Annotated in this window: 23 protein-coding genes; 19 read left to right on the forward strand and 4 right to left on the reverse strand. The window is 70.1% G+C overall.

Annotated features, from left to right (window positions below; genetic code table 11):
* The first annotated feature begins 32 nt into the window (after positions 1–32).
* From B6R96_RS27460 to B6R96_RS27475, 4 genes are all read left to right on the forward strand, one after another.
* On the forward strand, positions 33–1688 hold the full coding sequence (locus tag B6R96_RS27460) for an amidohydrolase (protein ID WP_081523921.1): 1656 nt from the start codon (positions 33–35) through the stop codon (positions 1686–1688).
* 945 nt (positions 1689–2633) lie between these two features.
* Positions 2634–6251 (forward strand): DNA polymerase III subunit alpha, encoded by a 3618-nt coding sequence (locus B6R96_RS27465; RefSeq protein ID WP_443069971.1) that lies wholly within the window; start codon positions 2634–2636, stop codon positions 6249–6251.
* Positions 6248–7258 carry a DNA polymerase Y family protein gene (locus tag B6R96_RS27470; protein ID WP_081523923.1) on the forward strand — a complete coding sequence of 337 codons (1011 nt, stop codon included), beginning with the start codon at positions 6248–6250 and terminating at the stop codon, positions 7256–7258. Before B6R96_RS27465 ends, B6R96_RS27470 begins: the two co-directional genes overlap by 4 nt.
* A 189-nt stretch (positions 7259–7447) precedes the next feature.
* A complete protein-coding gene (locus tag B6R96_RS27475) occupies positions 7448–8308 on the forward strand; it encodes an esterase/lipase family protein (RefSeq protein ID WP_053704553.1) in 861 nt (286 codons plus the stop codon).
* Between the two features lie 21 nt (positions 8309–8329).
* On the opposite strand, the gene B6R96_RS27480 is transcribed toward B6R96_RS27475, so the two are convergent.
* The gene (locus B6R96_RS27480; RefSeq protein ID WP_081523924.1) at positions 8330–9409 is read right to left on the reverse strand and encodes a lytic polysaccharide monooxygenase auxiliary activity family 9 protein; all 1080 of its coding nucleotides are present in this window, start codon (positions 9407–9409) and stop codon (positions 8330–8332) included.
* 443 nt (positions 9410–9852) lie between these two features.
* Positions 9853–10053, reverse strand: coding sequence for a hypothetical protein (locus tag B6R96_RS27485; RefSeq protein ID WP_053168274.1), 201 nt, complete (start codon positions 10051–10053; stop codon positions 9853–9855).
* 141 nt (positions 10054–10194) lie between these two features.
* On the opposite strand from B6R96_RS27485, the gene B6R96_RS27490 reads away from it, so the two are divergent.
* Entirely contained in the window at positions 10195–13050 is a 2856-nt protein-coding gene (locus B6R96_RS27490; RefSeq protein ID WP_053168272.1) for an NACHT domain-containing protein, read from the forward strand.
* Positions 13051–13245: 195 nt separating this feature from the next.
* On the opposite strand, the gene B6R96_RS27495 is transcribed toward B6R96_RS27490, so the two are convergent.
* Complete coding sequence (locus B6R96_RS27495) at positions 13246–13431, reverse strand: hypothetical protein (RefSeq protein WP_053168270.1); 186 nt, start codon at positions 13429–13431, stop codon at positions 13246–13248.
* Positions 13432–15062: 1631 nt separating this feature from the next.
* Here B6R96_RS27495 and B6R96_RS27500 point away from each other — a divergent pair.
* Positions 15063–16634: a helix-turn-helix domain-containing protein gene (locus tag B6R96_RS27500; RefSeq protein ID WP_203351667.1), complete on the forward strand. Its 1572-nt coding sequence runs from the start codon at positions 15063–15065 to the stop codon at positions 16632–16634.
* Between the two features lie 11 nt (positions 16635–16645).
* Positions 16646–17590: an NAD-dependent epimerase/dehydratase family protein gene (locus tag B6R96_RS27505; protein WP_081523926.1), complete on the forward strand. Its 945-nt coding sequence runs from the start codon at positions 16646–16648 to the stop codon at positions 17588–17590.
* Here the strand turns inward: B6R96_RS27505 and B6R96_RS27510 are convergent.
* Complete coding sequence (locus B6R96_RS27510; RefSeq protein WP_081523927.1) at positions 17587–18015, reverse strand: GntR family transcriptional regulator; 429 nt, start codon at positions 18013–18015, stop codon at positions 17587–17589. The genes B6R96_RS27505 and B6R96_RS27510 overlap by 4 nt on opposite strands.
* Positions 18016–18636: 621 nt before the next feature.
* Here B6R96_RS27510 and B6R96_RS27515 point away from each other — a divergent pair.
* The 12 genes from B6R96_RS27515 to B6R96_RS27570 all read left to right on the forward strand — a co-directional run bounded on the left by B6R96_RS27515 (position 18637) and on the right by B6R96_RS27570 (position 26553).
* Positions 18637–19014 (forward strand): RapZ C-terminal domain-containing protein, encoded by a 378-nt coding sequence (locus tag B6R96_RS27515; RefSeq protein WP_053177134.1) that lies wholly within the window; start codon positions 18637–18639, stop codon positions 19012–19014.
* A gap of 80 nt (positions 19015–19094) precedes the next feature.
* Positions 19095–19364 (forward strand): DUF6284 family protein, encoded by a 270-nt coding sequence (locus B6R96_RS27520; RefSeq protein WP_081523928.1) that lies wholly within the window; start codon positions 19095–19097, stop codon positions 19362–19364.
* Positions 19361–19633, forward strand: coding sequence for a hypothetical protein (locus tag B6R96_RS27525; protein ID WP_081523929.1), 273 nt, complete (start codon positions 19361–19363; stop codon positions 19631–19633). The genes B6R96_RS27520 and B6R96_RS27525 overlap by 4 nt, the downstream gene beginning before the upstream one ends.
* A 56-nt stretch (positions 19634–19689) precedes the next feature.
* Positions 19690–20682 (forward strand): hypothetical protein, encoded by a 993-nt coding sequence (locus tag B6R96_RS27530; RefSeq protein ID WP_237291706.1) that lies wholly within the window; start codon positions 19690–19692, stop codon positions 20680–20682.
* Positions 20679–21002, forward strand: a complete 324-nt coding sequence (locus tag B6R96_RS27535) for an RRQRL motif-containing zinc-binding protein (RefSeq protein WP_081523931.1) — start codon at positions 20679–20681, stop codon at positions 21000–21002. Before B6R96_RS27530 ends, B6R96_RS27535 begins: the two co-directional genes overlap by 4 nt.
* Positions 21003–21023: 21 nt before the next feature.
* Positions 21024–21479: an NUDIX domain-containing protein gene (locus tag B6R96_RS27540; RefSeq protein WP_081523932.1), complete on the forward strand. Its 456-nt coding sequence runs from the start codon at positions 21024–21026 to the stop codon at positions 21477–21479.
* A gap of 17 nt (positions 21480–21496) precedes the next feature.
* On the forward strand, positions 21497–22120 hold the full coding sequence (locus B6R96_RS27545) for a hypothetical protein (protein WP_081523933.1): 624 nt from the start codon (positions 21497–21499) through the stop codon (positions 22118–22120).
* A 1-nt stretch (position 22121) separates the two neighbouring features.
* Positions 22122–22337, forward strand: a complete 216-nt coding sequence (locus tag B6R96_RS27550) for a hypothetical protein (protein WP_237291533.1) — start codon at positions 22122–22124, stop codon at positions 22335–22337.
* Between the two features lie 699 nt (positions 22338–23036).
* Complete coding sequence (locus tag B6R96_RS27555) at positions 23037–23507, forward strand: hypothetical protein (protein ID WP_081523935.1); 471 nt, start codon at positions 23037–23039, stop codon at positions 23505–23507.
* 16 nt (positions 23508–23523) lie between these two features.
* Entirely contained in the window at positions 23524–23916 is a 393-nt protein-coding gene (locus B6R96_RS27560; RefSeq protein ID WP_081523936.1) for a hypothetical protein, read from the forward strand.
* Positions 23917–23926: 10 nt separating this feature from the next.
* Positions 23927–26095, forward strand: coding sequence for a type IV secretory system conjugative DNA transfer family protein (locus B6R96_RS27565; RefSeq protein ID WP_081523937.1), 2169 nt, complete (start codon positions 23927–23929; stop codon positions 26093–26095).
* Positions 26092–26553, forward strand: coding sequence for a DUF6197 family protein (locus B6R96_RS27570; RefSeq protein ID WP_237291534.1), 462 nt, complete (start codon positions 26092–26094; stop codon positions 26551–26553). The genes B6R96_RS27565 and B6R96_RS27570 overlap by 4 nt, the downstream gene beginning before the upstream one ends.
* Positions 26554–26555: the final 2 nt, after the last annotated feature.

Here is a 26555-nt window from a genome sequence, read left to right on the forward strand (position 1 = left end):
ACGACACCGCACACCCAATGGAGCACCCCCACATGGCACGCCACCCCTTCCCCGCCGACCTGCTGCTCACCGGAGCCCGGATCCACACCGTCGACCCCGACCTGCCCGCGGCCGAGGCCCTCGCCGTCCACGACGGCCTGATCGTCTGGGTCGGCCCGGACGATCAGGCCGCCGCCTGGGCCGGCCCGGACACCGAGCGGATCGACGCGGGTGGCAAGCTCGTCCTGCCCGGCTTCATCGACGCCCACAACCACGTCCGGCTCGGCTCCGACGCGGACTGCGTCCAGCTCGCCGGCGTACGCACCCTCGCGGGCATCCACGAGCGGATCCTGGCCTGGCGGCAGGCCAACCCGGACGCCGGATGGATCGAAGCCGAAGCCTTCGACTACTCCGCGATCCCCGACGGGCGGATGCCGTGCGCCGCCGACCTGGACCCGGTCACCGGGGACACCCCCGCGATCGTGCTCTCGTACGACGTGCACACGGCCTGGCTGAACACGGCGGCCATGCGGCGGCTCGGCGTCACCCGGGACCGCACCGACCTCCCCTTCGGCACGGCCGCCGTCGACCCGGAAACCGGCGAACCCACCGGATTCGTCAAGGACTTCGCCATCAAGGGACTCTCCCGCGACGGCCACCGGGCCCTGCGCGAACTGGGCGTGCCGTGGGCCTCGCCCGACCGGCAGTACGGCCGGCTCGCCAAAAGCCTCGACGACGCCATCGGCTTCGGCATCACCACGGTGGTCGAACCGCAGAACTCCCTCGACGACCTCGAACTCTTCGAACGGGCCCGCTCCGAAGGCCGGTTGCGCTCACGGATCGTCGCCGCACTGTTCCACCCGCGCGGCACCGGCGACGCAGACCTGGACGAATTCGCCGACGCGGCACGCAGGTTCGCCGGGGACCGGCTGCGGGTCGGCCCGCTCAAGCTCTACATCGACGACGTCGTGGAACCGCGTACGGCCGCACTCCTGGAGCCGTACACCGGCTGCGGCGCACACCGCGGCGAGACCTTCTACCCGGCGGAGGAATTCGCGGAACTGCTGGCGAAGCTCGACGCGCGGGGCTTCCAGTGCTTCGTGCACGCCACCGGCGACCGCGGCATCCGGACCGTCCTCGACGCGGTGGAACACGCCCGGACACTGAACGGCCCGCGCGACGCCCGCCACCAGGTCGTCCACGTGGAGTGCCTGGACCCGGCGGACGTACCGCGCTTCGCGCAGCTCGGCGTGATCGCGTGCATGCAGCCGAGGCACTGCGCCCCGGAGATCGCGGGACCCGGCCAGGACTGGGCGCAGAACGTGGGCGAGGACCGCTGGCACAAGGCCTGGCCGATGCGGAGCCTGCACGAGGCGGGTGCGGTGCTGGCGTTCTCCAGCGACTGGAACGTGGCCGAGATGGACCCGATGGTCGGCATCTACACGGCCGTGACGCGCCGCCCGCTGTCCGGCGACGGCCCGGCCTGGCAGCCCGCCGAGACGGTGGACGTGGAGACGGCGGTGTACGGCTACACGATGGGCTCGGCGCACGCCAACTTCCTGGAGCGGGAACGCGGCTCCCTCACCGTCGGCAAGGCCGCGGACTTCGTGATCCTCTCCCGGGACATCCTCACCGTCCCGGCGGACCGGATCCCGGGCACGGTCGCGGAGACGGTCGTGGTGGCGGGCGAGGTGGTCCACAGGGCGTAACCCCTGCGGGGCGCCCGCCGCTGCTCGGGGCTCGGCCGCGCCGTTGCACGGGGCTCCGCCCCGGCGTTGCTCGGGGCTCCGCCCCGGACCCCGCGCCTCAAGCGCCGGCGGGGCTTGATGTGGCGGATCTCGGGTGGGGCGGTGCCCCGCACGAGGGTCTCCTCGGCTCGGCGCGCGCGGGCATGTCTCGGCCGTGCGGCGGGGGTCGCGCCTCGTCCTGCGGGGACCCTCCTGCGTGTCCCCGCCCCACGGCAGGCTTCGGCTGTACGCGGGGCCCGATTGGGGGGTAGGGCTTTCCCGGGGGTGTGTCGGTGGAGGGGAGTGGGGACGGGGCGGGGTGTCCCCGCAGGACGAGGCGCGACCGCCGCGTACGGCCGAGACATGCCCGCGCGCGCCGAGCCGAGGAGACACCCCGGCCCGGCCCCACGTACCGGCCCAGGCCGGCATGCCCGCAGCACCATGCCGGTCCGGCCACCCCGCTCACGAAGGCGCCGGCCCGCACCGTCCCGGCCATGCCGCTCACGGAGGCGCGGGCCCGCACCATTCAGCCTCGCCGGCGTTTGAGGCGCGGGTCCGGGCAGAGCCCGGGACGCGGCGCCGACCAGCCCGCACCGTCACCGCCACGCCGCCCGCGGAGGTGCGGGCCCGCACCACTCAGCCTCGCCGGCGATTGAGGCGCGGGGTCCGGGCAGAGCCCGGCACACCACCGCGAGCCGCACACCGCAGAGCCGCCCGCAGGGCACCCCGCGCGGGGTCCGGGCGGCGCCCGGCACACCACCGCGAGCCGGACATCGCCGAGCCGCCCGCAGGGCAACCCGCGGGTCCGGGCAGAGCCCGGGACACCGCCGAGCCGGACACGGCGCCGAGCCGGACACCGTCGAGCCGCCGGAGGCGCCCGGCGGGGATGATCGAACAAGTGTTTCGCACGGGTATTCGAATTGCTCTATGGTGGAGAGCGGGGGAGGTGTTCAATTCGAGCGAAGCAGGAGGCCGCGGGTGCCTGGTTTTACGCATCTGCACACCGTTTCGGGGTTCTCCATGCGCTACGGAGGCTCGCATCCGGAACGGCTGGCGGAGCGTGCCGCCGACCGGGGTATGGATGCCCTGGCCCTGACCGACCGCGACACCCTGGCGGGTGCGGTGCGGTTCGCGAAGGCGTGCGCGGGGGCGGGCATCCGGCCGTTGTTCGGAGTGGACATGGCCGTATCGCCCGCGGCCGGCCCGGCCGTGCCGGGGGGCTCGACCGGGTCCGCCGCGGGCGGCGGGCCCGGCGAGGCCTCGTACCGGCGGCGCACCCCCGTCAAGGGCGGGGCCTTCGTGGACGAGTCCGCCGCGCGGGCCGTCTTCCTGGCCCGGGACGGGGCCGCCGGGTGGGCCGAGCTGTGCCGGATGGTCACCGCCGCCCACGCGGGGGCCGCCGAGGTCCCGCTGGTGCCCTGGGGCGCCCTGCGCGGGGAGAGCGTCTTCGTCCTGCTCGGGCCCGACTCGGAGGTGGGGCGGGCGCTCGCCGCGGGGCGTCCCGACCGGGCCGCCCGGCTGCTCGGACCCTGGCGGGAGGTCTACGGCGACTCCCTGCGCCTGGAGGCCGTCCACCACGGCCGCACCGGTACCGGGCCCGGCTCGCTCCGGCTGGCCGCCCGTACCGTCGGCTTCGCCGCCGACCAGGGCCTCCCGGCCGTGCTGACCAACGCCGTCCGCTATGCCGACCCCGGCCAGGGCCCGGTCGCCGACATCCTCGACGCGGCCCGCCGCCTGGTCCCCATCGACCCCCGCAATCCCGCGCACCCGCTCGACAGCGGCGAGCGCTGGCTCAAGGACCCCGCCGCCATGGCCGAGGCCGCCGACCGGATCGCGCAGGCGGCCGGCCTGCGCCCCGCCGACGCCAGGCGCCTGCTCGCGGAGACCCGGCGTACCGCCGAGGCCTGCTCCGTGGATCCCGAGGACGACCTCGGCATGGGTTCCGTGCACTTCCCCGAGGCGCGGCTCGTCGGCGCGGCCCACCGCAGCGCCCAGCGGGTCCTCGCCTCGCGGGCCTCGGCGGGCATGGTGCTGCGCGGGTACGCGGGCGACCGCGCGTACTGGGAGCGGATGCACCAGGAGCTCGACATCATCGCCTACCACGGCTTCGCCTCGTACTTCCTGACGGTTGCTCAGGTCGTGGACGACGTGAAGGAGATGGGCATCCGGGTGGCCGCCCGCGGCTCCGGTGCCGGCTCCCTCGTCAACCACCTGCTCGGGATCGCGCACGCCGACCCCGTCGCCCACGGCCTGCTGATGGAGCGCTTCCTCTCCAAGCGGCGGCGGGTCCTGCCCGACATCGACATCGACGTGGAGTCCGCCCGCCGGCTGGAGGTCTACCGGCGGATCATGGACCGGTTCGGCACCGAGCGCGTCGCCACCGTTTCCATGCCCGAGACCTACCGGGTCCGGCACGCCATCCGCGACGTCGGCGCCGCCCTGTCCATGGACCCTGCCGTCACCGACCGGCTCGCCAAGGCCTTCCCGCACATCCGGGCGCGTGACGCCCGCGCCGCGCTGGAGGAGCTGCCCGAACTGCGTGACGTACGGGGGCAGTCGTACGGCCGCCTCTGGGAGCTCGTCGAATCGCTGGACGCGCTGCCGCGCGGCATCGCCATGCATCCGTGCGGGGTGCTGCTCTCCGACGACTCCCTGCTCGCCCGTACGCCGGTGGTCCCCACCAGCGGCGAGGGCTTCCCCATGTCCCAGTTCGACAAGGACGACGTGGAGGAGCTCGGGCTGCTCAAACTGGACGTGCTGGGCGTGCGGATGCAGTCCGCGATGGCGCACGCGGTCGCGGAGATCCGGCGCGGCACGGGGCAGGACCTCGACCTGGACGACCCGGCGCAGGTGCCGCCGGGCGACCGGGCCACGTACGAGCTGATCCGCTCGGCCGAGACCCTGGGCTGCTTCCAGATCGAATCGCCGGGCCAGCGGGACCTGGTGGGGCGGCTGCAGCCGGCCACCTTCCACGATCTGGTCGTCGACATCTCGCTGTTCCGGCCGGGGCCGGTGGCCGCCGACATGGTGCGGCCCTTCATCGAGGCCCGGCACGGGCGCGCGCCGGTCCGCTTCCCGCACCCGGACCTGGCCGACGCGCTGCGCGAGACGTACGGGGTGGTGGTCTTCCACGAGCAGATCATCGAGATCGTGCACGTCATGACCGGCTGCGGGCGGGACGAGGCGGACCGGGTGCGGCGCGGGCTGTCCGACCCGCAGTCGCAGGCGCGGATCAAGGTCTGGTTCGCGGCGAGGGCGGCCGAGCGCGGCTATCCGGTGGAGGTGATCGGCCGGACCTGGGAGATCGTGGAGGCCTTCGGGTCGTACGGCTTCTGCAAGGCGCACGCGGTGGCCTTCGCGGTGCCCACCTACCAGTCGGCCTGGCTGAAGGCGCACCACCCGGCGGCCTTCTACGCGGGGCTGCTGACCCACGATCCGGGGATGTACCCGAAGCGGCTGCTGCTGGCGGACGCGCGGCGGCGGGGCGTGCCGGTGCTGCCGCTGGATGTGAACCGGTCGGCGGCCGCCCACCGTATCGAACTGGTGTCCGATGCCGGCGGAGTGTGGGGACTGCGGCTCGGGCTGTCCGACGTCCACGGCATCAGCGGGGCCGAGGCGGACCGGATCGAGGCCGGACAGCCGTACGCCTCCCTGCGCGACTTCTGGGACCGGGCGCACCCGGGCCGCCCGGTCGCCGAACGGCTCGCACAGGTCGGGGCGTTGGACGCCTTCGGTGCCAACCGGCGGGACCTGCTGCTGCACGTGTCCGAACTGCACGGCGCACAGCGGGCCGCAGGTGTGCGCGGGCCCCAACTCCCGCTGGACGGCGGCCGGTCGACGGCCTCCGTCGGGCTGCCCGACCTGACCGAGGCGGAGCGGCTCAGCGCCGAGCTGGGCGTCCTCGGCATGGACGCCTCGCGGCACCTGATGGGGGACCACCACGCCTTCCTGGCCGAACTGGGAGTGATCCCGGCGCGGCGGCTGCGGGACACCGAGCACGGGCAGACCGTGCTCGTCGCGGGGGCCAAGGCGGCCACCCAGACCCCGCCGATCCGCTCCGGGAAGCGGGTCATCTTCACGACGCTGGACGACGGGACGGGCCTGGTCGACCTGGCCTTCTTCGACGACAGCCATGAGCGCTGCGCGCACACCGTCTTCCACTCCTTCCTGCTGCTGGTGCGCGGTGTCGTGCAGCGGCGGGGCCCGCAGAGCCTGAGCGTGGTCGGGGCGGCGGTGTGGAATCTGGCGGAGCTGGTGGAACTGCGGGCGGCGGGCGGCCTGGACGCGGTCGCGGCCCGCCTCGCCGAGCCGGCCGAGCCGGTCGAGCCGACGGGGTCGGGGGACGGTACGGCCGAGGGCGGCGGCGGTGACGGCGGGGAGGGCGACGGCGGTGAGGGCGGGAAGTCGGGGGCGAAGGCGCCCGGCCGCAGGATCCGCATGTCCACGGGGTACGAGATGAACCCCTGGGCCGACCTCCAGCCGCCCGGCACCGGCCCCGCGACCGGCCGCAAGCTGTGGCACTCCAGCCCCGGGAGCGCGGGATGACCACCGCCGAGCGGGTCGTGATGTGCCTGCGCCCGCACCCCGCCGACGGGGGGCCGCTCGGGGCGCGGGAGTACGCCGGGGTGCTCGCGCTGCTCGGCGGGATCACCCCGGCCGTGCAGGCGCTGCCGCCCGAGACGGTTCTCGCCGATGTCCGGGGCGCCCTGCGCTACTTCGACTGCGACGCCACCCGGCTCGCCGCCGTGATCCGGGTCCGGGCCCTCGCCCTGTACGGCGTGGACGCCACCGTCGGCGTGGCCGGGAACCCCATGCTGGCCCGGGCCGCCGCCCGCGAGGCCCGGCCCGGGGGGACCCTGGTGATCCCCGGGGATCCCGCCGCCGTACGGGAGTTCCTGGCGGGCAAGCCCGTCACCGTCCTCGACGGGGTCGGGCCGAAGGCCGCCCGCACCCTGTGCTCCTACGGCCTCGACTCCGTGGGCCGGGTCGCCGCCGCCCCGCCCGCCGCCCTGCGGCGGATCCTCGGCGCCCGGCTCGGCCGTGAGGTGCACGAGCGCGCCCTCGGGATCGACCGGACCCCCGTCCGGCCGGGGGCCGCCGCCCGCGCCATCGCTGCCGAGCGGCTCTTCGATCTGGACGAGCTGGATCCCGCACGGCACCGGCGGGCGCTGCTCTCGCTGACCGAGGAGCTCGGCGCGAAGCTTCGTACACAGGAACAGGGCCGCGGGCAGGTCTGCCGTGCCCTTTCGCTCACCGTCCGCTGCGCCGACCGCACCACCCTCACCCGGACGCGCACCCTGGCCGAACCCACCGCGCACTCGGCCGCCCTGACCGACACGGCCTACGCCCTCTACGCGGGCCTCGGCCTCCAGCGGGCCCGGGTCCGCGCGCTGTCCCTGCGCGCCGAGGACCTGACCTCGGCCGATCGGGCCGTGCGGCAGCTCAGCCTCGACCCCGAGGACGAGAAGGCCCGCCGGCTGGAGGCCGTCACGGACCGGGTCCGCGCGCGCTTCGGACCGCACGCCATCGCCCGCGGCACGCTGGCCGCCTGACGGTTCGTCGGCGTTCATCCGAGCGCCTCTAGCGCTTCGGTCGGGCGACGCGCGATTTTTTACCGACGCGTAACTTCCCTGTGTTGCTACTCACCCGTAATTTAGCGGCAGCAGCTCCCCTTGTGATCCGGATCACGGGACGAATCCCCCCCGCTCATCCCCTTGAGTCGACCGCAAGGAGATCACACGATGCTGCCCTGGAGACGCCTGCTCCGACCGCTCGTCGTCCTCGCCCTCACCGCCGCCGCGCTCGTCGCCCCCACCGGCGCCGCGCAGGCCGCAGCCGCTCCCAGCAGCGGCTGGAACAACTGGTCCTGCAAGCCGTCCGCCGCCCACCCGCGCCCCGTCGTCCTCGTCCACGGCACCTTCGGCAACTCCTGGGACAACTGGCTCGGCTTCGCGCCGTACCTCGTGAACCGCGGGTACTGCGTCTACTCGCTCGACTACGGCCAACTGCCCGGCGTCCCCCTCTTCAACGGGCTCGGGCCCATCGACAAGTCCGCCGAGCAGCTCGCCGTCTTCGTCGACAAGGTGCTCGCCGCCACCGGCTCCGCCAAGACCGACATCGTCGGGCACTCGCAGGGCGGCATGATGCCGCGCTACTACCTGAAGTTCCTCGGCGGCGCCTCGAAGGTCAACGCGCTGGTCGGCCTCGCCCCCGACAACCACGGCACCACGCTGCTCGGCTTCACCAAGCTCCTGCCGTACTTCCCCGGGGCCGAGGACCTGATCAGCACCGCGACCCCGGGCCTCGCCGACCAGATCGCCGGATCCGCCTTCCAGCAGAAGCTGAACGCGGGCGGGGACACCGTGCCCGGGGTGAAGTACACGGTCATCGCGACCCAGTACGACCAAGTGGTGACCCCGTACCGGAGCGCCTTCCTGGACGGGCCGAACGTACGCAACGTCGTACTCCAGGACCTGTGCTTCCTGGACCTCTCGGAGCACGTCGCGATCGGGCTGACCGACCGGATCGCCTGGCACGAGGCGGTCAACGCCCTCGACCCGGCCCATGCCGAACGGACCACCTGCGCCTCGGTCTTCGACTGACGCACAGGTGGCCCCGACCGGCTAGCGGCCGTGGCGGCCCGTCGCGGTGCGCGCGGTACGGCGGCGGGCGGCCGCGAACAGCGCCGCCGCGCCGACGGCCAGGGCGGCGGCCCCGGCGATCGCGATCGTCGGGGTTGCGCTGTTGCCGCCCGTCTCCGCGAGGTTCTCCTTGCCGGCCGCGGACAGTGCGGAGGGCGCGGACGACGAGGACGAGGCACCGGCCGCGATCGGGGCGGCGGCATCCGCCGTGCCGTTCGTCTTCGGGTCGTTGTCGCCGTGGCCCTTGTGCTCCACCGAGGACTTGTCGGCGCCGTCGGCGATCTGCTGGTCGGTGGGGGCCGAGGGCTTGTCGGCGGGCTTGCCGGTCGGCTCGGTACCCGTCCCGGTGCCGGGCTTGGCGGTCGGAGCGGTACCGGTGCCAGCACCAGCACCGGTACCGGTACCACCGCCGTTGTCCTTGCCGAAGACCACGTCCGAGCAGGTGTAGAAGGCCTCGGGGCTGTCGGAGCGCTGCCAGATGCTGTAGATGAGGTGGCGGCCCGACTTCTTCGGGACGGTCCCGGAGAAGACGTAGTCGCCGTTCTGCATGCCGGGGTCGGTGGCCTTCGCGAACGGGGCGGGCTCCAGGTCGGACCACGCCAGCGGCTTCGCCGGGTCGTACCCGTCCTTGGTCACGTACAGCTCGAAGGAACCCTTGTGCGGGGCCGTGCCCTTGTAGCGGAAGGTGTGCGCGCCGGCGGTCATCGGGCTGGCCGGCCAGTCGGCACGGGCCAGGTCCAGGCCCCGGTACTTGTCGTTGCCGGCCGAGCAGAGCCGGCCGTTCGGGATCAACGTACGGTGGTTCCCGGCCGCGTTGGCGATGTTCACCGCGTTCCAGTCGTAGAACGCCTGCGCCCCGCTGGAGGCGACCGCCGCCTTGCACGCCGCCGTCTTCGGGGACTCCGGCCCCTCGGCGTAGCACGCCGCCACCCGGCTGACCGGGTCCGTCATCGATCCGTGGGCGACCGCGGGCGCCGCCGCGTACGCGGCCAGCGCGAGCGGGGCGAGACCGGCGGAGGCGATACGGGTCAGGGCGACGGCGGTACGGCGGCGTGCGGGCATGGGTGATCTCCTTCGGGCACAAGGCAGGGGCGTGCCGGCGGAATCGGACCCCGCGGTGCGCCGCCCCCCGGCGGCGCCGCATCGGGCCCTTCCTGTCCTGGCCCGGCCAAGCTAGCCCCCCGGACCACGCCTTTTGCCCCCTCGGCCCGCTCGGAGCGGATCTTTAGGGTCCCCTTAAGGCAGGGACAAGAGAGGGCTCAGAAAGCGGTGTTGGGGGGCCCTTGCGCCCAAGGGGTTCTGGCTTCTCAGCGTCCGTGACAGTCCAGGCCGATCCGGCGTGTGCTGCCTCGGGTGGCTCCCCGATTGGCTCCCCGAGTGCCACCGGTGCCTTCACGTTTCGGGGCGCCTCCATACCTCGGGGCGGCCGCCCTCCCGCCTGATCGGCCCGTCCTCGCTCAGGTCTACGTCCTCCAGGCCGGAAAGTAATATGACCGTGCTCCGCCTCACCGCCCAAAGAGTGTCAGCAGCCCCGTGGCCACCCCCATCGTCGCGGCGAAGGCCACGCCAGCGCGGGAGAAGGCTCCGGGGATCGTGGCCCCGTCGGCCCTGGCAAGTACCCCGGCCACCACCGCACAAAGCAGGGCAATAAGAAGAGCAACGAGGACGGCCATGGCAATCAGGGCGTCGTGGGTTCCAAAGGTCATGGCAGGACTCCGTTCCGTGTAGTGGGCGCATGTCTTGTAGTTGGCGCGCCTCACTGCCCTGACCTTCGAGGTTCCGCTGTTCGGCGATGTGTGGCGTGGTCCAGAATGAACACTCCCGAACACCCTGGGAGCGAAGTGCCGATGAACGAGACCGACTCGCTGCTGATGCTGCACCGGGCCCTGCGGAACGCCCGGCTGGGTCGAGGGCTAAGCATGACGGCGGTGGCGACCCGTTCGAGGCTGAGTCGCACCACCGTCAGTCAGGCTTTCAACTCCTCCGTCCCGCCGAGTGAGGAGACCCTCGCCGCGCTAGCTCCCATCTTGCGGCTGGACCTGGAAACGCTGCTCACTTACCGCAGGGCGTGCCCTGGACCGCGTAGCTCCAACTCGGCACCGGTCGCAACCGTCAAGTCCGCTGGACGCGTTCCGGAGGACGACGCGGTCTTCGAGGCTCGTTACCGCGACTACCTCAAAACCCGCCACGGCCAGCTGACGGTAGTCGGCTTGGACCTGCGTGGGCCGGCGGCCTCCAGCTGGCCCCTAGATGCGGCCTATCTGAGCCTGGAACTGGCGGATTCGGCCACCCAGGCGCAGCGGGTGGAGCGCGCTGAGCATGCCCTACGCCGGAACAACCGCCTGCTTATCAGGGGCCTGGCCGGCAGCGGCAAGACCACCCTGCTCCAGTGGGTCGCATGTGCAGCAGCGGACGGCGAGCTGTTGGGACCCAACGACGGTCCCGCCCAGCCCCCGGTCGCGTTCGTCCTACCGTTGCGCACGTTTGCACGCCGCAGCGAAGGGCTACCCACCCCACAAGAGTTTCTGTCAGCCGTGGGCTGCCCACTCGCCGGGGCCCAGCCCTCAGGATGGACGGATCGGGTTCTCGACTCAGGACGCGGAATCGTGCTGGTCGACGGCTTGGACGAGGTACCCGAACGAATGCGTGACCGAACCAGCATCTGGTTGCAAGAGCTGGTCGCGGCTTATACGCGTGCGCGGTTCGTGGTCACCACGCGCCCTACGGCTGTAGCAGAGGGGTGGCTGGCCGCCTCGGGTTTCAGGGAGCTCACTGTCCGACCGATGAGCCGCGACGACGTAACTGTCTTCGTCGCGCGCTGGCACACGGCAGCCAAGGCGAGTACCGACGATTCCGAAGTGCAGGCTCACCTTGACGGCCTTGAGAACGACCTCAAGGAGCAGGTCCGTGCGAAGCGGGACCTGTCACTGTTGACCACCACACCGCTGCTGTGCGCGCTGGTATGCGCACTTCACCGGGATCGCCGCGGTCAGCTCCCGCACGACCGCGTCGAGTTGTACGAAGCAGCGCTGACGATGTTTCTCTACCGCCGGGACCACGAGCGCGAGGTCGTGGCTCCCGAGGGCTTCACCCTTAGCGAGAAGGAGAGCGTGCAGCTCCTCCAGAGGCTTGCGTACTGGCTGATCCGCAACGGCCAGACGGAGATGCCCCATGGCACTGCGGTGGCCATCATGACCGATGCGCTGATGTCGATGCATGCGGTTGCCCAACAAGGCGACGCGACGCAGTTGCTGAACCATCTGCTGACGCGCAGCGGCCTGCTGCGCAGGCCCACGCCGGACACAATCGACTTCGTCCACCGGACCTTCCAGGATTTCCTGGGTGCGAAGGCAGCCGTTGAGGCGCACGATCTCCCACTTATTGCTCGAAACGCCCACGACGCGCAGTGGGAAGACGTCGTACGGATGGCGGTCGCACATGCCCGGGAAGGCGAGCGGGTCGAGCTGCTAGAGGCCATCCTCGCCCGCTCGCATGAGGAGGAGTACCGCAAACGGCTTGCCCTACTGGCATTGGCTTGTCTCCGGCACGCCACCGAGCTTCCCCCGGCCACCCGCGAGAAGGTCGAGATAAATGCCGGATCCCTGCTGCCGCCGCAATCTTGGACAGCCGCGAACGAGCTAGGGGATATTGGGCCACTCGTGCTCGACCTCATGCCCAGTGCGGTCGATACGCCCATGCGACATGCTCGCTACTCGATCCGCACCGCCAAGACAATCGGTGGCGATGGAGCCCTCGCATACCTCAAGTCCTTCAGCGGAACGCAAGACCTCTGGGCGCGTGCTGGACTGTGCGCTGGCTGGTCCGACTTCGACCCTGACGAGTACGTGGCACAGGTACTCGCGGCCATGGCGGGTGAACTCCCGAATGTTCATCTCGTGGAGGATCGACAGATTCAAGCGATCCGTCCCCTCCGGGTAACAAAGGTCACCTTCGTGGGGGACCACACGCTCCAGGCAATCGGCCGACTGCCCCACCCTGAGCGGATTAAGTCCCTGACTCTCCAAGGCAACGGCAGAGTTGCGGAACTTAACCAGCTGCCCACTCTCTTTCCCCAGCTTGAGGAACTGCAGCTGGAAGCATGCCGGAAGATGCGCGATCTCGCGGGCTTGGAGACAACGTCAGTCAGCCAGCTTTCGCTCATCGGGTCCACCATGCTGCGAAATCTTGGGCCTCTGAAGAGGATGAACGGGCTTCGCTCCCTGCGGCTCCTGGACCTCGAGCGACTCACCCCGGGGCGCGTACCAGCTCTTCCCCAGCTTGAGTGGCTCGACGTCGACCACGGCGGCTTTCTCACCATGCTTGACCGCTGGCCTGGCTTGACTCGGTTGTCCGTCCAGGGCGCGGGGTTCCTTCGCGGTGGAAACTTCGAGTTGCCGCCCCGTCTGAGCCACTTGGATCTCTGGAACGTCGAACTGGAAGCAGCTTGTCGTCCATGGTTCGAGGGACTAACACAGGTAACCGACGCGAGCTTCGGCACAAGGTCTGGTGTCGTAGCCCCGCTCGTCGATTACTTCCCACAAGTCCGCTCACTCCGGATCATCGCAATTCATGGATCCATCGAGGTAGACGTACGCCCCCTACTCGAACTATCCGAGTTGAGTAAGCTAACCCTGGACGGTTTCACCCGCGTCATTGGCGGCGAGGCATTTGCGCCCGATGTTATACGCATTGAGCATTCTTAGGGTCGAGGTAAGAAGGGCCTCAGGAAGCGACGTTGCGGAGCCCTCATACCCCAAGGGTCCTGGCTCCCCACTGTCCATGACAGTCCAGGCAGATCCGCCCCGTGTCGCCTCCGGTGGCTCCCCGACTGGCTTCCCGGGAGCCGCCGGTGACGTTCAGGCGTCGGGGCGCTTCCACACCTCGGGGCCGCCGCCTTCTTACGTGATCGGCCCATCCTCGCTCAGGTCCACGTCTTTCAGGCCGGCGCGTCGCAGGAACTCGGCAACGTCCCTGGGGGCGTGCGCGCGTCCGCGATCCGCGTCTACGCCGAGCGCATGCACCGTAACCTTCCGACCACCCTGCGAGGACACCGGGTGCACGATGATCTCCGTCTCGTCCGACATGCCCCCAGCCTGCCGCCCCCGCCTCCGAGCGCACTGTCCGGCCGGCAGTGGGTGCAGGGATCCACACCGAGACGCGGCCGGTATGGGCGTCCGAGGCTGGATAGAGCAGGCGATCCACACACGGCTCCGGAGGTCGCTTTATACGAAGGCAATCCAGCAGGTCAAAGCCCTGCATGTAGGCATTCCCCGTGAGGCCCCGGTCTATCGGACACGGATGGGGCAGCCCAGGCGCCTTCGGGGCACGCAAGCCTGTCTTCTTTTCTTCCACGGACAGGCGTTCTCTTGTCCTGACAGACTGAACCGATGATCAGTGTGACTGCTGCCGCAAGGCAGTCCGAGAGCCTCATAGCGTCCCTCCCAGCTGCTGCACTCGTCGGGGCGATGGCCCTGCTGTTCACTGTTGTCACGTTTTGGTGGCTTAACGCCCGCCTGGGAGTACTGAAGAGCTGGGAGCCTCAGACCTACGCGATGTCCCTCGGCCAGGACTATGTCCGGGTACGCCTGCCACTGGTCATGTACAACACGGGGGCACGGTCGATCGTAGTGTTGGACATGCGCATGCGTTTCCCGGAGGAACCCACCGCTCTGTGGCCGCTGCGTTGGACCGGCACGTGCGAAGAGCTCATGCCAGAATCAGTGCAAGACGTGATACCCCCGGCTGGATTCGCCATCGCGGGCCGGGAAGCAGAGCAACGGGTCGTGACCTTCAGTGTGCCGTCGCCAGGTTTCATACCTGAAGGACGTGATTACCAGGTGGCTATCGAGGCGGTTCTGGGGCAGCGGAAGCTATGGCAGCGAATTCTGCGGCGGGACGGTAGATGGCAGCCAGTCGTGCGCTTCACTCTCCGAACGGGGCCTATGCGGTACTCAGGTTCCTACGTTGCCTATTCGAATACCCCTCTTGAGCTGAACCCGGAAGATCTTCGGGCACCTGACGATGCGATGCAGCGTCTCGCTCGGCGTCTACGCGACGAACGTAAGGAACCTTCCTAGCTTTAAGACTCCGCGCCATCTGAGAACGACTTCGCACCCACCCACCACTCACCCCAGCTCCCATCCCGTCTGCCGTCGACCCACACGTCAGTGGAGCGGGTGCGGTGCCGGGCGTCCAAGTGGAGCGCGCCACTGTACGAACGACCTGGACGCCCGGTGCTGTGTCTGCTCGGCTTGTCCTGGCCGATGGCAGATGGGATGGGAGTTCCCCGCCCCAGCCATCCACGGCCGGCACCCGCCGCGGCGCCCCCGCCATTCCGGAGTCGGAGCGCCCCCGCCGGAGGCATGTCGGTGAGTGGTGGCACCTGCGGCCCGGCGGGCTCGACTCATGTCCTTGGGCCTACCCGCCTTGCAGGGGCGGGCGTCGGCGCAGCGCGCGCGGAGCGGGCCGAAGGCAGGAGCGTCGCGCGGAGCGGAGCCGGGAAGCCCGCCCGGCGGAGCGGAGCGCAGCCGGGTGCTTGATGACGTAGAGAAACTCCTGCCAGCGTGCTCGGGTAGGGGTCCGGAATCTGGCACCAGACCCATACAACCGAGTTGCTCAGTAAGGCCGTTAGAGTCACTGCCTCCCCTGAAGGGATCAGAAGCTGATGACCGTTGCACCGCCCACGCCGTCCCTGTGCACCAGGTGCGGCACGAAGTTGAGCCGCAGCAACATCGACACCGTGTGCAGCCCCTGCCGCCGTGCTGTCGGTCCTAAGGCCTCCGGCAGCCCGTTGCGCGCCGTACCGGCTGACACTGAGCCTCACTGGCTCGCTGGTAGTGCCGAGAGGAGTGCCCCTCCGGATGGCTCGAACCTGGCTGACGTACTCAAGGCGTATCGAGCGCTCCACAAGCTCAAGCAGCAGGATCTCGCCGACTTACTCGGCTATGACCAGTCGTACGTGTCCTTACTCGAACGTGGGAAGCGCAACATTCGTGACATGGTCGAACTTCGCAGGCTTCCCCACGCTTTGGCGTTGCCCGAAGACGAGCTGGGCCTGCTCCCGCCGGCCGAGGCTACGGTCACCGTCGGAGCGTCCGCTGGCGAATCGGGGAAGGGGAGTCCGCTCGCAGCCCTGGACGACCAGAGGCGCTGGCGTATGACGCGCCGCGAACTCAACCGTCACCGGGCCGACCTCACGAAGGCCGCTGCTCGCCTGTACCCGGATGCCTCCCGCGCAGGCAACAGCCCAGTGCTCACTCGTGAGTCGTGGATGTGGCCCGAGCCGGTCGACTTCGCGGACATCGAGCTGGCCTGGCTGACGCAGACCAGTCCGCCGGAAGTTACCGGGCGGGAGAGGCAGGCGGAGGGTGTTCGGCCGCTCGCGCCGCACGGCACCAAGTTCGATCGCTATACCCAAGCAATCCGCATGATCGACCGTCCGTCCCTCTTCGTGAACAGGCCGAGCTTTCGGCTGCTCGACGTGGCGCAGACAGAGGGCCACCCCAAGCTGTCGTTCGGGTACACGACCTACTTCGACATGGCCGATGTCTGTGAGGGGGTGGCTCACGAGCTGGCGAGTGCGTGGTTGACGACGGGCAGTGACCCGGCTTGGATCGGTGACCCCAGTTGGGCGGAACTCCCGTTCCGGTCCTTGGTTGGGGACCCGTTCGACCTCGCGCACCGGCCGCTGCTGCCATCCATCGACACTCTGACAATCCGGCTCGGCCCCGATGGTGCGTCGTTCCCGCTTCATCACCGGTCTGCCAGCAACGTCGCTCTTGCCGGCGGGACGTACCACGTCATGCCAGCCGGGGTGTTCCAACCGTCCTCGGTCATGCCCTGGGACCAGTCGAATGACTTCAACCTCTGGCGCAATGTACTGCGTGAGTACGCAGAGGAGTTCCTCGGCGACCCCGAAGCGGACGGGAGCAGCGGCGAGCCGATCGACTACGACGGGACTGAACCCTTCAGAACGCTGAACCAAGCCCGTCGCGAAGGCAAGGTGCGCCCGTACTGCTTCGGGATCGGTCTGGACCCGCTTACTCTGGCGGGCGAGATCCTCAGCGTGGTGGTCATCGACGCCGACGTGTACGACTCCGTCTTCTCCGGCATGGTGTCCAGGAACTCGGAAGGCGCCGTTGTAGCAGGCAGTCCCGGCAGCAGCGGTGCCGGAATTGAGTTCACCGAGGCCAACGTCCGGCGCCTGCTGGACAATGAACCTTTGGCGTCCGCTGCGGCCGCGTGCCTTGACCTGGCGTGGCAGCACCGCGGACTCATCCTGGGCTGAGAGGCAGATCAGTGCGCGTACTTGTGACCGGCGCCTACGGATTCGTGGGCAACGCGGTTGTACGACGGCTTGTCGAAGCAGGCCACGACACCGTAGTCCTCACGCATCGGCCGGCCGATGTCCCCCTGCCCGAGCTGCCGATATCTGAGATCTTCCGCGGCGATATCCGCGATCCGAACGCTCTGACTGAGGCTCTCGATGGCGTCCAGGGCGTGTGCCACCTCGCGGCTCTCACCCGCGTTCGCGAGTCCTTCAAGCGTTCGGAGGAGTATCAGGCGGTCAACGCCGGCGGCACGATGACGCTGCTCGACGCGCTTGCCTCTGCCCGCGCTGGCTCGAAGGTCCCGACGGTCGTCCTCGGCTCCACAGCAGCGATCTACGGGGCGCCCGAGCGGCAGCCCATCGGCGAGGACACCGTGCCTGCTCCGGGCAACCCCTACGGCACGTCGAAGCTGGCCGCCGACAGGGCACTTCAGGCGCGAGCAGAGAGCGGTGCAATCAACGCCGTGAGTCTGCGGTGCTTCAACATCTCGGGCTCCGTCAACGGAGTGGGGGACGCGGATGAGAGCCGGATCATCCCGAAGGCCGTGGCGGTGGCAGCCGGCCACCATCCGCACCTTGACATGAACGGCGATGGTGAGGCGGTCCGGGATTTCGTGCACGTCGACGACCTGGCGCGCGCGTACGTGATGGCTCTGGAGGCTCCGGCCTCTGCCCCCTTCCGGGCCTACAACGTGGGCGCGACCCCGGCGAGCATGCGCGAGATCGTGGCTACGGTCGAACGGGTGTCGGGCCGAGAAGTGCCTGTTGTGCACCGCCCGCCGCAGCCCGAGCCGCCGCGGCTGGTGGCGGACATCTCCAGGATTACGACTGACCTGGGATGGAAGCCGGAGTGCTCCAGCTTGGAGCGTCAGGTCACCGATGCCTGGGCGGTCGTCTCCGGCACCAGTCGCTAAGACTTGGCCAAGCGGTCCTTGACGCTTTCCGGCAGGTCGGCGAACGCCTCCCGCCAGCGCTCAAGGGCCGCTTCGCTGTGCGCCGACGCGGTCGCTGTCTCGCTCAGCGCATCGCGTAGGGCTGCTTCGAGTTCCGTGCCGGCCTGCAATAGCGGCATAGCCCAGTCCGCCACCCCGCGCGAGTGGTCTGCGAGGCGGGGAGGGAACTGCGCGAAGACCCCCTTGCCCTGGTGGCCGACCACGTATCCCTCCGCCCGCAGCAGCGACACCGCGTTCTTCACCACCGTGCTTGAGGCCCCGGAACTGTCGATCAGCTCCTGCGCCGACGGCAGCGCAACACCGTCAGGGATCTTGCCGCTGCGAATGCGTTCCCGCAGGTCATCAGCCAGCTGAAGGTATGCCGGCTGCCCTCGGAACTCGGTCATCGGGGTCTTCCTTCAGTCGTGGGTGTTGTACCTAGTACACCAGTCTCTTCGCATCCATTCCCTGTGGGGAGGGGCGAGCCACTTGCCAACATGGTGCACTAGGTGCACCATGTTGTTCGTAGGGCAGCGAGCAGGAGGCAGCCCCTATATGACAAGCCGTCATTCGATTCCGGAGCACCACGCGGACAGGCTTGTTGCAAGACAGGGCGCCCCGACAACGGTGGCGCAGTCGCCAACGAACGACTCATGAGGGGCCTTCTTTGGGCTGCTCTGAGCTGCACAAATGCACCGAACACAACTCCACAGCGTGATCCACCGCAGCAAGACGGCCGTGAGCGCACCGGTCGATGCGAGTGGAGACCAGCCGACTGAGAACGGGCCCGCGTCACAACCGGTCCCTACGCCCCGAAGGGGTGGCACGCCATCGGCTCTAAAGATCCGCACGGCCAGACATTTGGCTGCCATGACCCCCGGGGACTCGGACCGCCCCCGGATCGAGCGGCGCCGTGCGAAGCCCAGTCCGACCTGCCTCGCCGCTTCGGCGGCCGGTTGCCTCCTCCGCCCGTCTCGTACGGGCGGGGTTGAGGGGAGCCGGAGTGTCCGGCCCCGGAAGGGGTTTCCGTGAACGTAGAGATCGTCTCGTTCGGCTACCTGCACGCGGCGCCGCCCGCGGCTCACCTGATGCTCGACCTGCGCAGTCACTTCCGGGACCCGCACGTGTCGCCGGAGCTGCGGTACCTGACCGCCGAGGACGAGTCCGTGCGCCACGCGGTGCTCGCCACCCCCGGAATCGTGCCGCTCATCACCGCGGCCATGCTCGCGGCCGACGCGTTCGCGGCCGGGCCGGGCGGCGGCCCTCTCGTCATCGCCACGGGGTGCCAGGGCGGGCGCCACCGCGCCGCCACCGTCGCCCTGACCCTCGCCCACCAGCTCACGGGCGCCGGGCACACGGTCACGCTCCACCACCGCGACCTGCACAAGCCCGTCGTCCACCGCTGAACCCCCAACGCAGTGCAGCCCCCGGCGTTCCCGCGCCGAGGGCTGCTGAGTCCCGTTCCTCCCTAGAAGGAGCAGAACCCATGAAGCCCATCGTCGCACTTCACGACGTTGTTACCCCGTGGTCCGAAGGCCTGGAGCCCTCCGACGCGGAGCTGATCGAGATCGAGGCCGAGATGGACGTGGTCCTGGCCGAGGTCGAGTTGCTGGACGCGCTGATCGTCCTCCTGGACCGGCCGGCGTCGGAGTTCGACGCCCGCCGGATCCGCCGGGCCCACCACCGGGTGATGACCGCCCGCCGGGACGCCGCCAACCGCGCCACCGGTACGCAGCTCTCGGGGGACGCGGCATGAACGAGCGCACCGAAACGGCGCACACCGACCTCCTCGACGCGATCGTGGAAGCGCTGAACGTGCCGCTACCGTCGATCGCGCAGGCGGACGAGCAGCTCTACTACCGGCTGCTGGAACGCCGGGCCCTTGCCGTGCGAATCATCGTGCAGATCAACCGGACCGTCACCCAAGACCCGAGCGTGGCTGCGGACGCGATCCGTACCCGCACCGCCGAGGAACCCGTCACCTACACCCCGTTCGAGGACGTGAAGGATGGGGGAGTCCGGTGACCGGCCGCCCGCTGACGGGAGCCCAGAAAGCCGTCCTCGCGCTCGCGTTCGCCCCGATGCTCGCCACGGGAGCGGCCGGCGGATACGGCACGTACTCGAACATCAAGGGCGCCTACAACTCCGGTACCGCCCTCGGAGCGGTCGCCGCCGGTGAGGGTGCCACCGCGGTCCTGGCCCTGGTGCTTTTGGGGCTGACCATGCTGGGGCAGTCGTCCCCGGCCGTGGTCCGCGCCGGGCTGTGGGCCCTGCCGGCCGCCGCGTCGGCCATGTCCGCCGTCGCCGCCCCGGACGGGCCCCGCACCGTGATCTACGCGATCACCCCGCTGGGCATGTCGGTGTCGGCCGAAGGAATGGCCTTCCTGGCCCGGCGGATCGTGGTTCATGTCGATGGCCGGGACGCCGAGGCCGAAGCAAAGGCCGCATCGGTAGTGCAGGCGCTGGCCTACCACCGCGCCCGGGCCGCCAACCACCCCGATGCGAAGATCCGGAAGCGTTCGGACCGGGCATCGTGGCGCCTGGCCCGCAAGGTCGGCACGGCGGACACCACGCTCGGGGCACGGCTGCTGGACGTACAGCGGGAGCGGATCACCACTGGCGCGGACGTCGCCCTCGGCGACATGTTCGCGATCACCGCCACGCTCGTCACGCCCACCCGTGACGCCGTCACGGCCGCTGTGACGCCTGCCCTCCCTCCGGTGCCCGAACCGGGCGCGGGTGAGGGTCCCGTCACGGGTGGGTGTGACGGGGAAGGCACGCAGGTCAACGACCCGCCGACCGGCCCGGAGGGTGAGGGTGTCACGCCCCCCGTCACGCCCGTGACGCTCGACGAGGTCGCCGCCATCGCCGGGGTGTCCACGCCGCTGATCGGGGAGCCCCTCACCGACGAACAGATCGTGGTCGTCCTCAGGTTTCTGCGCTACTCCGCGGACCCGCCCCTGTCCTACCGGCAGACCGCCGCCGCGTTCCGCGAGTCCGGCTTCACCGGCGGCGAAGCCCGCATCCGGGGCGCCTGGGCCACCCTCATGGCTCAGGAAGAGAGCCCACGGTGACTACCCTCCCCGTCTACCGGTGGCGCCTGGCCCCCGATGGCCTGGCCACCCGTCGTCAGCTCCGCTCGCTCGGGCTGCGGCCGGGCGGTCAGGACGTCGTCGCCCAGCTGGAGCGGCCGCGCCGTCGGCGCGGGCCGCTGGTGGCCTACCTCTACCGGATCGATGAGGCCCGTCCGGTCCGGCCGATGACCGTCCGCCGGGCCGGGGCCCTGGCGAAGGCCAATGCGGCCCGCCGCTGGTGCCCTGCCTGCCGCCGCGATGCGGGGTACGTGATCCCGACCTCGCTCGGCATGTGCAGCCCGTGCGCCTACCCCGTCTGACCTCCCCGAGGAGACAGTCCCATGACCGAGACCATGCCGGAAACGATCCGGTACACCGCCGACGTGGTGTGCATCCGTGGCGGCGACGTGCTCGTCATCGAGCGCGGCTGGCCGCCCCACCAGGGCAGGCTGGCCCTGCCGGGCGGGCACGTGGATGCGGGCGAGACCTCCCGCCAGGCCGCCGCCCGAGAACTGCTGGAAGAGACCGGCGTCAGCATCCCCGCAGACGCGCTGGTGCTGGTCGGCGTGTACGACGGCCCGGAGCGCGACCCGCGCGGCCGGTACGTCACCGTCGCCTACGCGGCCACCGTCCCCGACGACACCACCGCCACGGCGGGCGATGACGCGGCGGCGGTGCGGTGGGTGTCGCTGAACGCGCCGGGTGACCTCGCGTTCGACCACGGCGAGATCGTCCACGCCGCCTGGCGCCGACAGCTAACCGCAGCGGCCAACCACCCCAGCCCCGCCACTCGCTGACCATGAAGAGGCCCCCCATGTCCGGAATCGACTGGGACGAGGAGTTCACCCGCCTGAACCCCGCAGCCCCGGAGAAGCCCACCACCTCGTCCAAGTTCAGCGCCAGGATCGGCACGATCGGCGGGGTCCGCCGCAACACCGCCGCTCTCGCCGTGTGCGGCACCATCGCCGTCCTCGCGGTGTGCGGCACGGTCGTGGCAGTCACCAACATGCAGAGCGAGCAGGCCGCCCAGGACCGTGCCCGGGCCCAGGAGAAAGCCGCGAACGCACTGGTCGAGGTAGAGGCCGACAAGCAGCGGGCGCAGACCGAGGAAGCCGCAGCCAAGACCCTGTACGAGCGGGAGATGGCCGTCTACCTGGAGTGCATGAAGATCCGCGCGGCAGCAGTGGCCAAGGCCGCCTCGTACGACGTCGCGAAGATCCCCTCCTGCGCCGCCCCGACCCTCGGCAGCCAGACCCCCAAGGCCAAGACCGAGGAATCCGGCGGGGCCGGCGGCTCCATCACGTCCAGTCCCTGGCTGTGGGTGGCGCTCGTCGGCGGCGGTGGCCTCTTCGCCTACAAGAAGCTCTCCACAACCTCCGGTTCGGGTGCGGTCAGCCCTGCCAGCAACAAGGGATTCACCTTCGAGAAGGGTGCATGAAATGACGCTCCAGTTCTTCGCCCTGGCCCTGTTCTGCTGGGCACTGTTCTTCACCTTCAAGAAGACCAAGGGAAAGCAGATGGCGATCTGCCTGCTGCTGATCGTCTCCGGGATCTTCCTGCCGTACACGCCGTTCAGTGACGAGATCCGGGGCACCCTCGAATCGGTCTTCAACACGGCGAACGACACCGTCAGCGACATCGGAACGTCACGCTAGGCAACCATCTCGCCGGTTACAGGTTACCGGTTACAGCCCGCAGGCACCCGGTTCTGACCGCCCCAGGGGCCCGAACCGACGTCCGTAGGGCCTGTAACCGGTAACCGGTAACCGCTGACAACTACACAGTGTCATCGAAGGAGCTTCGTGGAACTCCTCATTCTCCTGGCCATCACCTACCTCGTCGGCGTCGACAACACGCACGGCAAGTACGAGCAGGCGGGAATCAAGAAACCCCCGCCGAATCCGAAAGGTAAATGGGCGCCGACCAAGGCCCCGGAGACTTTTCGGAACGCCTCCTACAATGCGGCGGCGAAAGCGCATTACGGACTGCTCGCGGGTGCTCATTGGGCGGGTGGTCTGCGTGACGGGTGGCGGTCCGCCTACCTGAAGAAGCCGGGCGTTGCGCCTTCCGGTTCACCGTCGCCCACGCCTCCGTCGGGGCCCTCCGCCACGCCTCCTCCCGGACCTTCGGCACCTGCCGCGGGGCCCACCGTGCCGCCGATGCCCACGTCGCCTCCGACGGTCCCGCCGCCGCAGCCGACCGCGCCTCCGACACCCCCACCCACTCCACCCACGCCGCCTACTGCGCCCCCTGCCGCTCCTCCGCCGCCGCTGGTTGTGATCGTTCCGCCGACCGGCACTGTCCCGCCTCCTTCGGCCGTCAAGCTCCCTGCGCAGTTCAGGAAGGACCCCGCGATGCAGCCCAACCCGCCCGTTCCGCACGCCGCGACCGTCGACGCCCAGGGTGTCCACGTCACCACCGCGTCCGGCAGGAACCGCACCTACAGCGGCGGTGAGGTCATCACCCTCACCCAGGTCATCGACCTCGCCGAAGGCGCCGCAACCCTGTGCCAGTCCAGCTCGGAGACCTGTCTGGAGCTCGTCGACGAGTCCACGCAGCTGGCCGCGGACTGCGACGTGCTGATCGCCGACATCACGGAGAAGGAAGTCGGCGAAAACCTGATCGGCAAGTGCGAGCACCTCAAGGAACAGCTCGCCCTCCAGGCCGCCGCCGCCAAGAAGCTGCACGACCAGATCCAGGGCGGCGAGGAAGCCTGCCGGACCGCGTCGGCGAACGCGGAGGTACGGCACGGCGCGATCTTCCGGGCCGTCGCCGATTCCCCGCTGACCAAGCCCGCCGAACGCGACTTCTACAACGCCCGATAGACGAGGAGCAGCCCGCATGTCTGTGATCGAGACCCTTCAGGACGCCGTGACCTACGCGGCTCTGCGCGCCAAGCTCGCCTGGCTCACCCACAAGGTTCACGTCCACGCCGAGACCGTCACCCGCCTCGCGGCCGACGTCGACGACACGGCGGAACAGATGCAGGACGCCTCGGAAACGATGAAGGCGCTGTCCGTCGATGCCGCGACCACCGCCGAGTTCGCGGATGCGGCTCTGACCATGACCGGGGCGAAGGACGCGGCGGGCGCCTATACGTCCGCGGCGGACAGCGCGTCCGCAGCCGCCGACGACGCGAAGACAACCGCCGAGTCCGATCACGGGGGCATCGCCGACGCCGTGGACACCTCCCCGGTCGAGATGGCCGAAGCCGCCTTCTACACCCAGCAGTAAGGAGAGGACCATGGGGCCGACCCGCACGCAGTTCATCCAGTACGCGCCCGCCGCCCTCGCGCTGGCATCCGTGACCGTCGGCCCCTGGTCCGCGCTCGCCGCCGCAGCAGCCGGAGCGGGAGCGTGGGCCATCAACGCCTCCGCCCCCGCCCTGCGGTCCCTGATCGCCTGCGGGATCACCACCAGCGGATGCGGCATCGCCGCCCACCAGATCCTCACCAGCGGCATGGACCCCCTGTTCGCCCTCGGCCTCGCCGTACCGGCCGGAGCAGCAGCCCTCGCCCACCACCGCAACACCGCCGGCCAGCCCCCCGCCCTCCCCGTCACGAGCACGGCCGGACAGTCTTCGCAGGCGCAGCTCATCACCGCGTGGTGGACGGAATTCATCTCCGGCCCCACCCAGACCGAGGGCCGCAAGCTCATCCAGCCCGGGGCAGTCCTCGCACACCTCGCCATCGAGGCGGGGGAGGACGCCGCCTCGTTCACGGGGATCATCACGCTGCCCCAGGGCCAGCAGGTCCGCGTGAAGGCCGCGGACATCGCCGCCGTCTACCAGATCCCCGTCTCCCAGGTGGAGATGGGCGACCCCAAGCACTACGCCCCCAACGCGCTACCCATCACCGTCCACCTCAAGAAGCCATCGGCCGCGCCGGAGATTGCCGCCGGCGTCCCGACGACTCCCGAGGAGCTGTGGGCCGCGCACGTCGCCATCCCCGACGGAGCGATGCCCGGCACCCGCCTGACCCTGACCCGCTACGACGGCCCCCTGGACTGGGAAGGCACCGCCACCCGGGAGCGGAAGGCCATCGGAACCGTCAACATCCAGGACCTGGCCGGGAACCTCGACCTTTCGAACATCCAGGTCGCCCTGGCCGCCGGCGACAAGCCCACGCAGATGGGGGTGCGCGTGATGAAGGAGCACACGCTCATGCACGGCACCATGCTCTCCGCGGTCGCGGACGAGCTGGCGATGGACTCGCGCGGCTACGTCCGCCTGGGCACCTACATCGACGCCCGACCCGCCCTGGTCCCCCTCGCCCAGCCCGGCTCCGGCGCCCGCCACCTCTACCTCGTCGGCGGATCCCGCTCCGGAAAGTCCGGAGTCCTGGAACAGATCCTGCTCTCCGCTCACAAGTCCCGGATCACGGTAATCCTGTCCTCCCCGCAGGCCGGAACCATCGCCGGAGCCTCGCTGGCCGCGTTCTGCGGAGACGGACTGGACGAGGCGATGGGCGCCCTGCGGCTGGCCTACGCGCTCATGCTCGACCGCGAAGCCCGCTACCGCTCCCCGTCCTTCCCCTTCACCGACCCGCTGATCCTGACCGTCATCGACGAAGCACACATGCTGCTGGCGACCTCCTCCCCGTATCACGCGGAGGCCAAGGCGATCGTCGAGCAGATGACCCGCCGCTCCCTCAAGCGAGGGATCGACGTGGTCCTGGCCACCCAAACACCGCTGGCCGAAGACCTCGGCAACTCCTCCATCATCCGCTCCCAGCTCCTGATCGGCGGCGGCGCGGTCTTCCTGCGCTGCGCCAAGGGCCAGGGCTCCCTGGTCGGGGCAAACGCGGTCCAGGGCGCAGAGGGCATCGACCTGTCGCTGATCCCAGACTCGTGGCCCGGCCAGGCCCAGAAAGTCGCCGACCGCGACATGTCCGGCCTGGACACCACCGCCGTCGCCAAGCCCGAGGACGCCACCTTCGGCCTCGGCTACCTCCTCACCCCCGGCTCCCAAGCCGTCCAGTTCCGCTCCCTCTACCTCGACGTCCCGCCCGCCTCCCTCGCTGGAGGCGGGGCACCTGTCGCGGTCGAGGACTGCGAGGCCTGGCGCTCCCGGGAGGCGATCGTGAGCACGCCGGTGGTCGACCAGCGCGGCAAGAACCTGATCGGCAGCCTCGCCGACCTCCTCACCAAAGCCCAGCACGGAACATCCGCCCTGCCCCAGCAGCGGGTCCAGAACGGCCCCGTCGGCACTGCTGGGCCGGTCGATTCCTCGGACGGAACGGAGCTGATCAAGCCGCGCATCCTCAACCTCCTCCGAGAGGAGTCCATCCCCATGACCGCCGAGACGATCGCCCGAAAGCTGGGCACGTCCGCGAACAAGATCAAGCCCCGTCTGACCGAGCTGAAAAAGCGGGACGAGGTCACCAACGAAAACGGACTGTGGAGGGCCGCATGAACACGAGCACGAACGCACGCTTCACCCCCGTCGACCAGGGCCTGTACGCGAAGGCCTTTCAGCTCCTCGACCCAGCCCCAGAACCCGACCTCCCCGCGGCCCCGGCGGCACCCACCCCGGTGTCCGTCATCCTCGCCGCCACCCCGCCCGCGCACCGAGCCGGGCCGGTCGAGAAGACCCTCAACGACGCCCTCGCCTTCCTCGACACCCACGGCTGGACCAAACACCGCCTCATCCACCCCGAGGGCGCACGCTGCTCCATCGGCGCCCTGCGCGCCGCCGCCGGCACCCGCAACACCGCCTACCGCGACGCAGGAAACCTCCTCCTGGACGAAGCCCGCCGCCAGCACGGCAAGCAGTGGGAATCGATCCCCGCCTGGAACGACTCCCACACCGGCGCCCAGGTACGCAGCGTGTGGGAATCCGCCATCCAGCGCGCACACCACCAAAACATCTGACC

It is taken from the genome of Streptomyces sp. Sge12, from assembly GCF_002080455.1.
GTDB lineage: Bacteria > Actinomycetota > Actinomycetes > Streptomycetales > Streptomycetaceae > Streptomyces.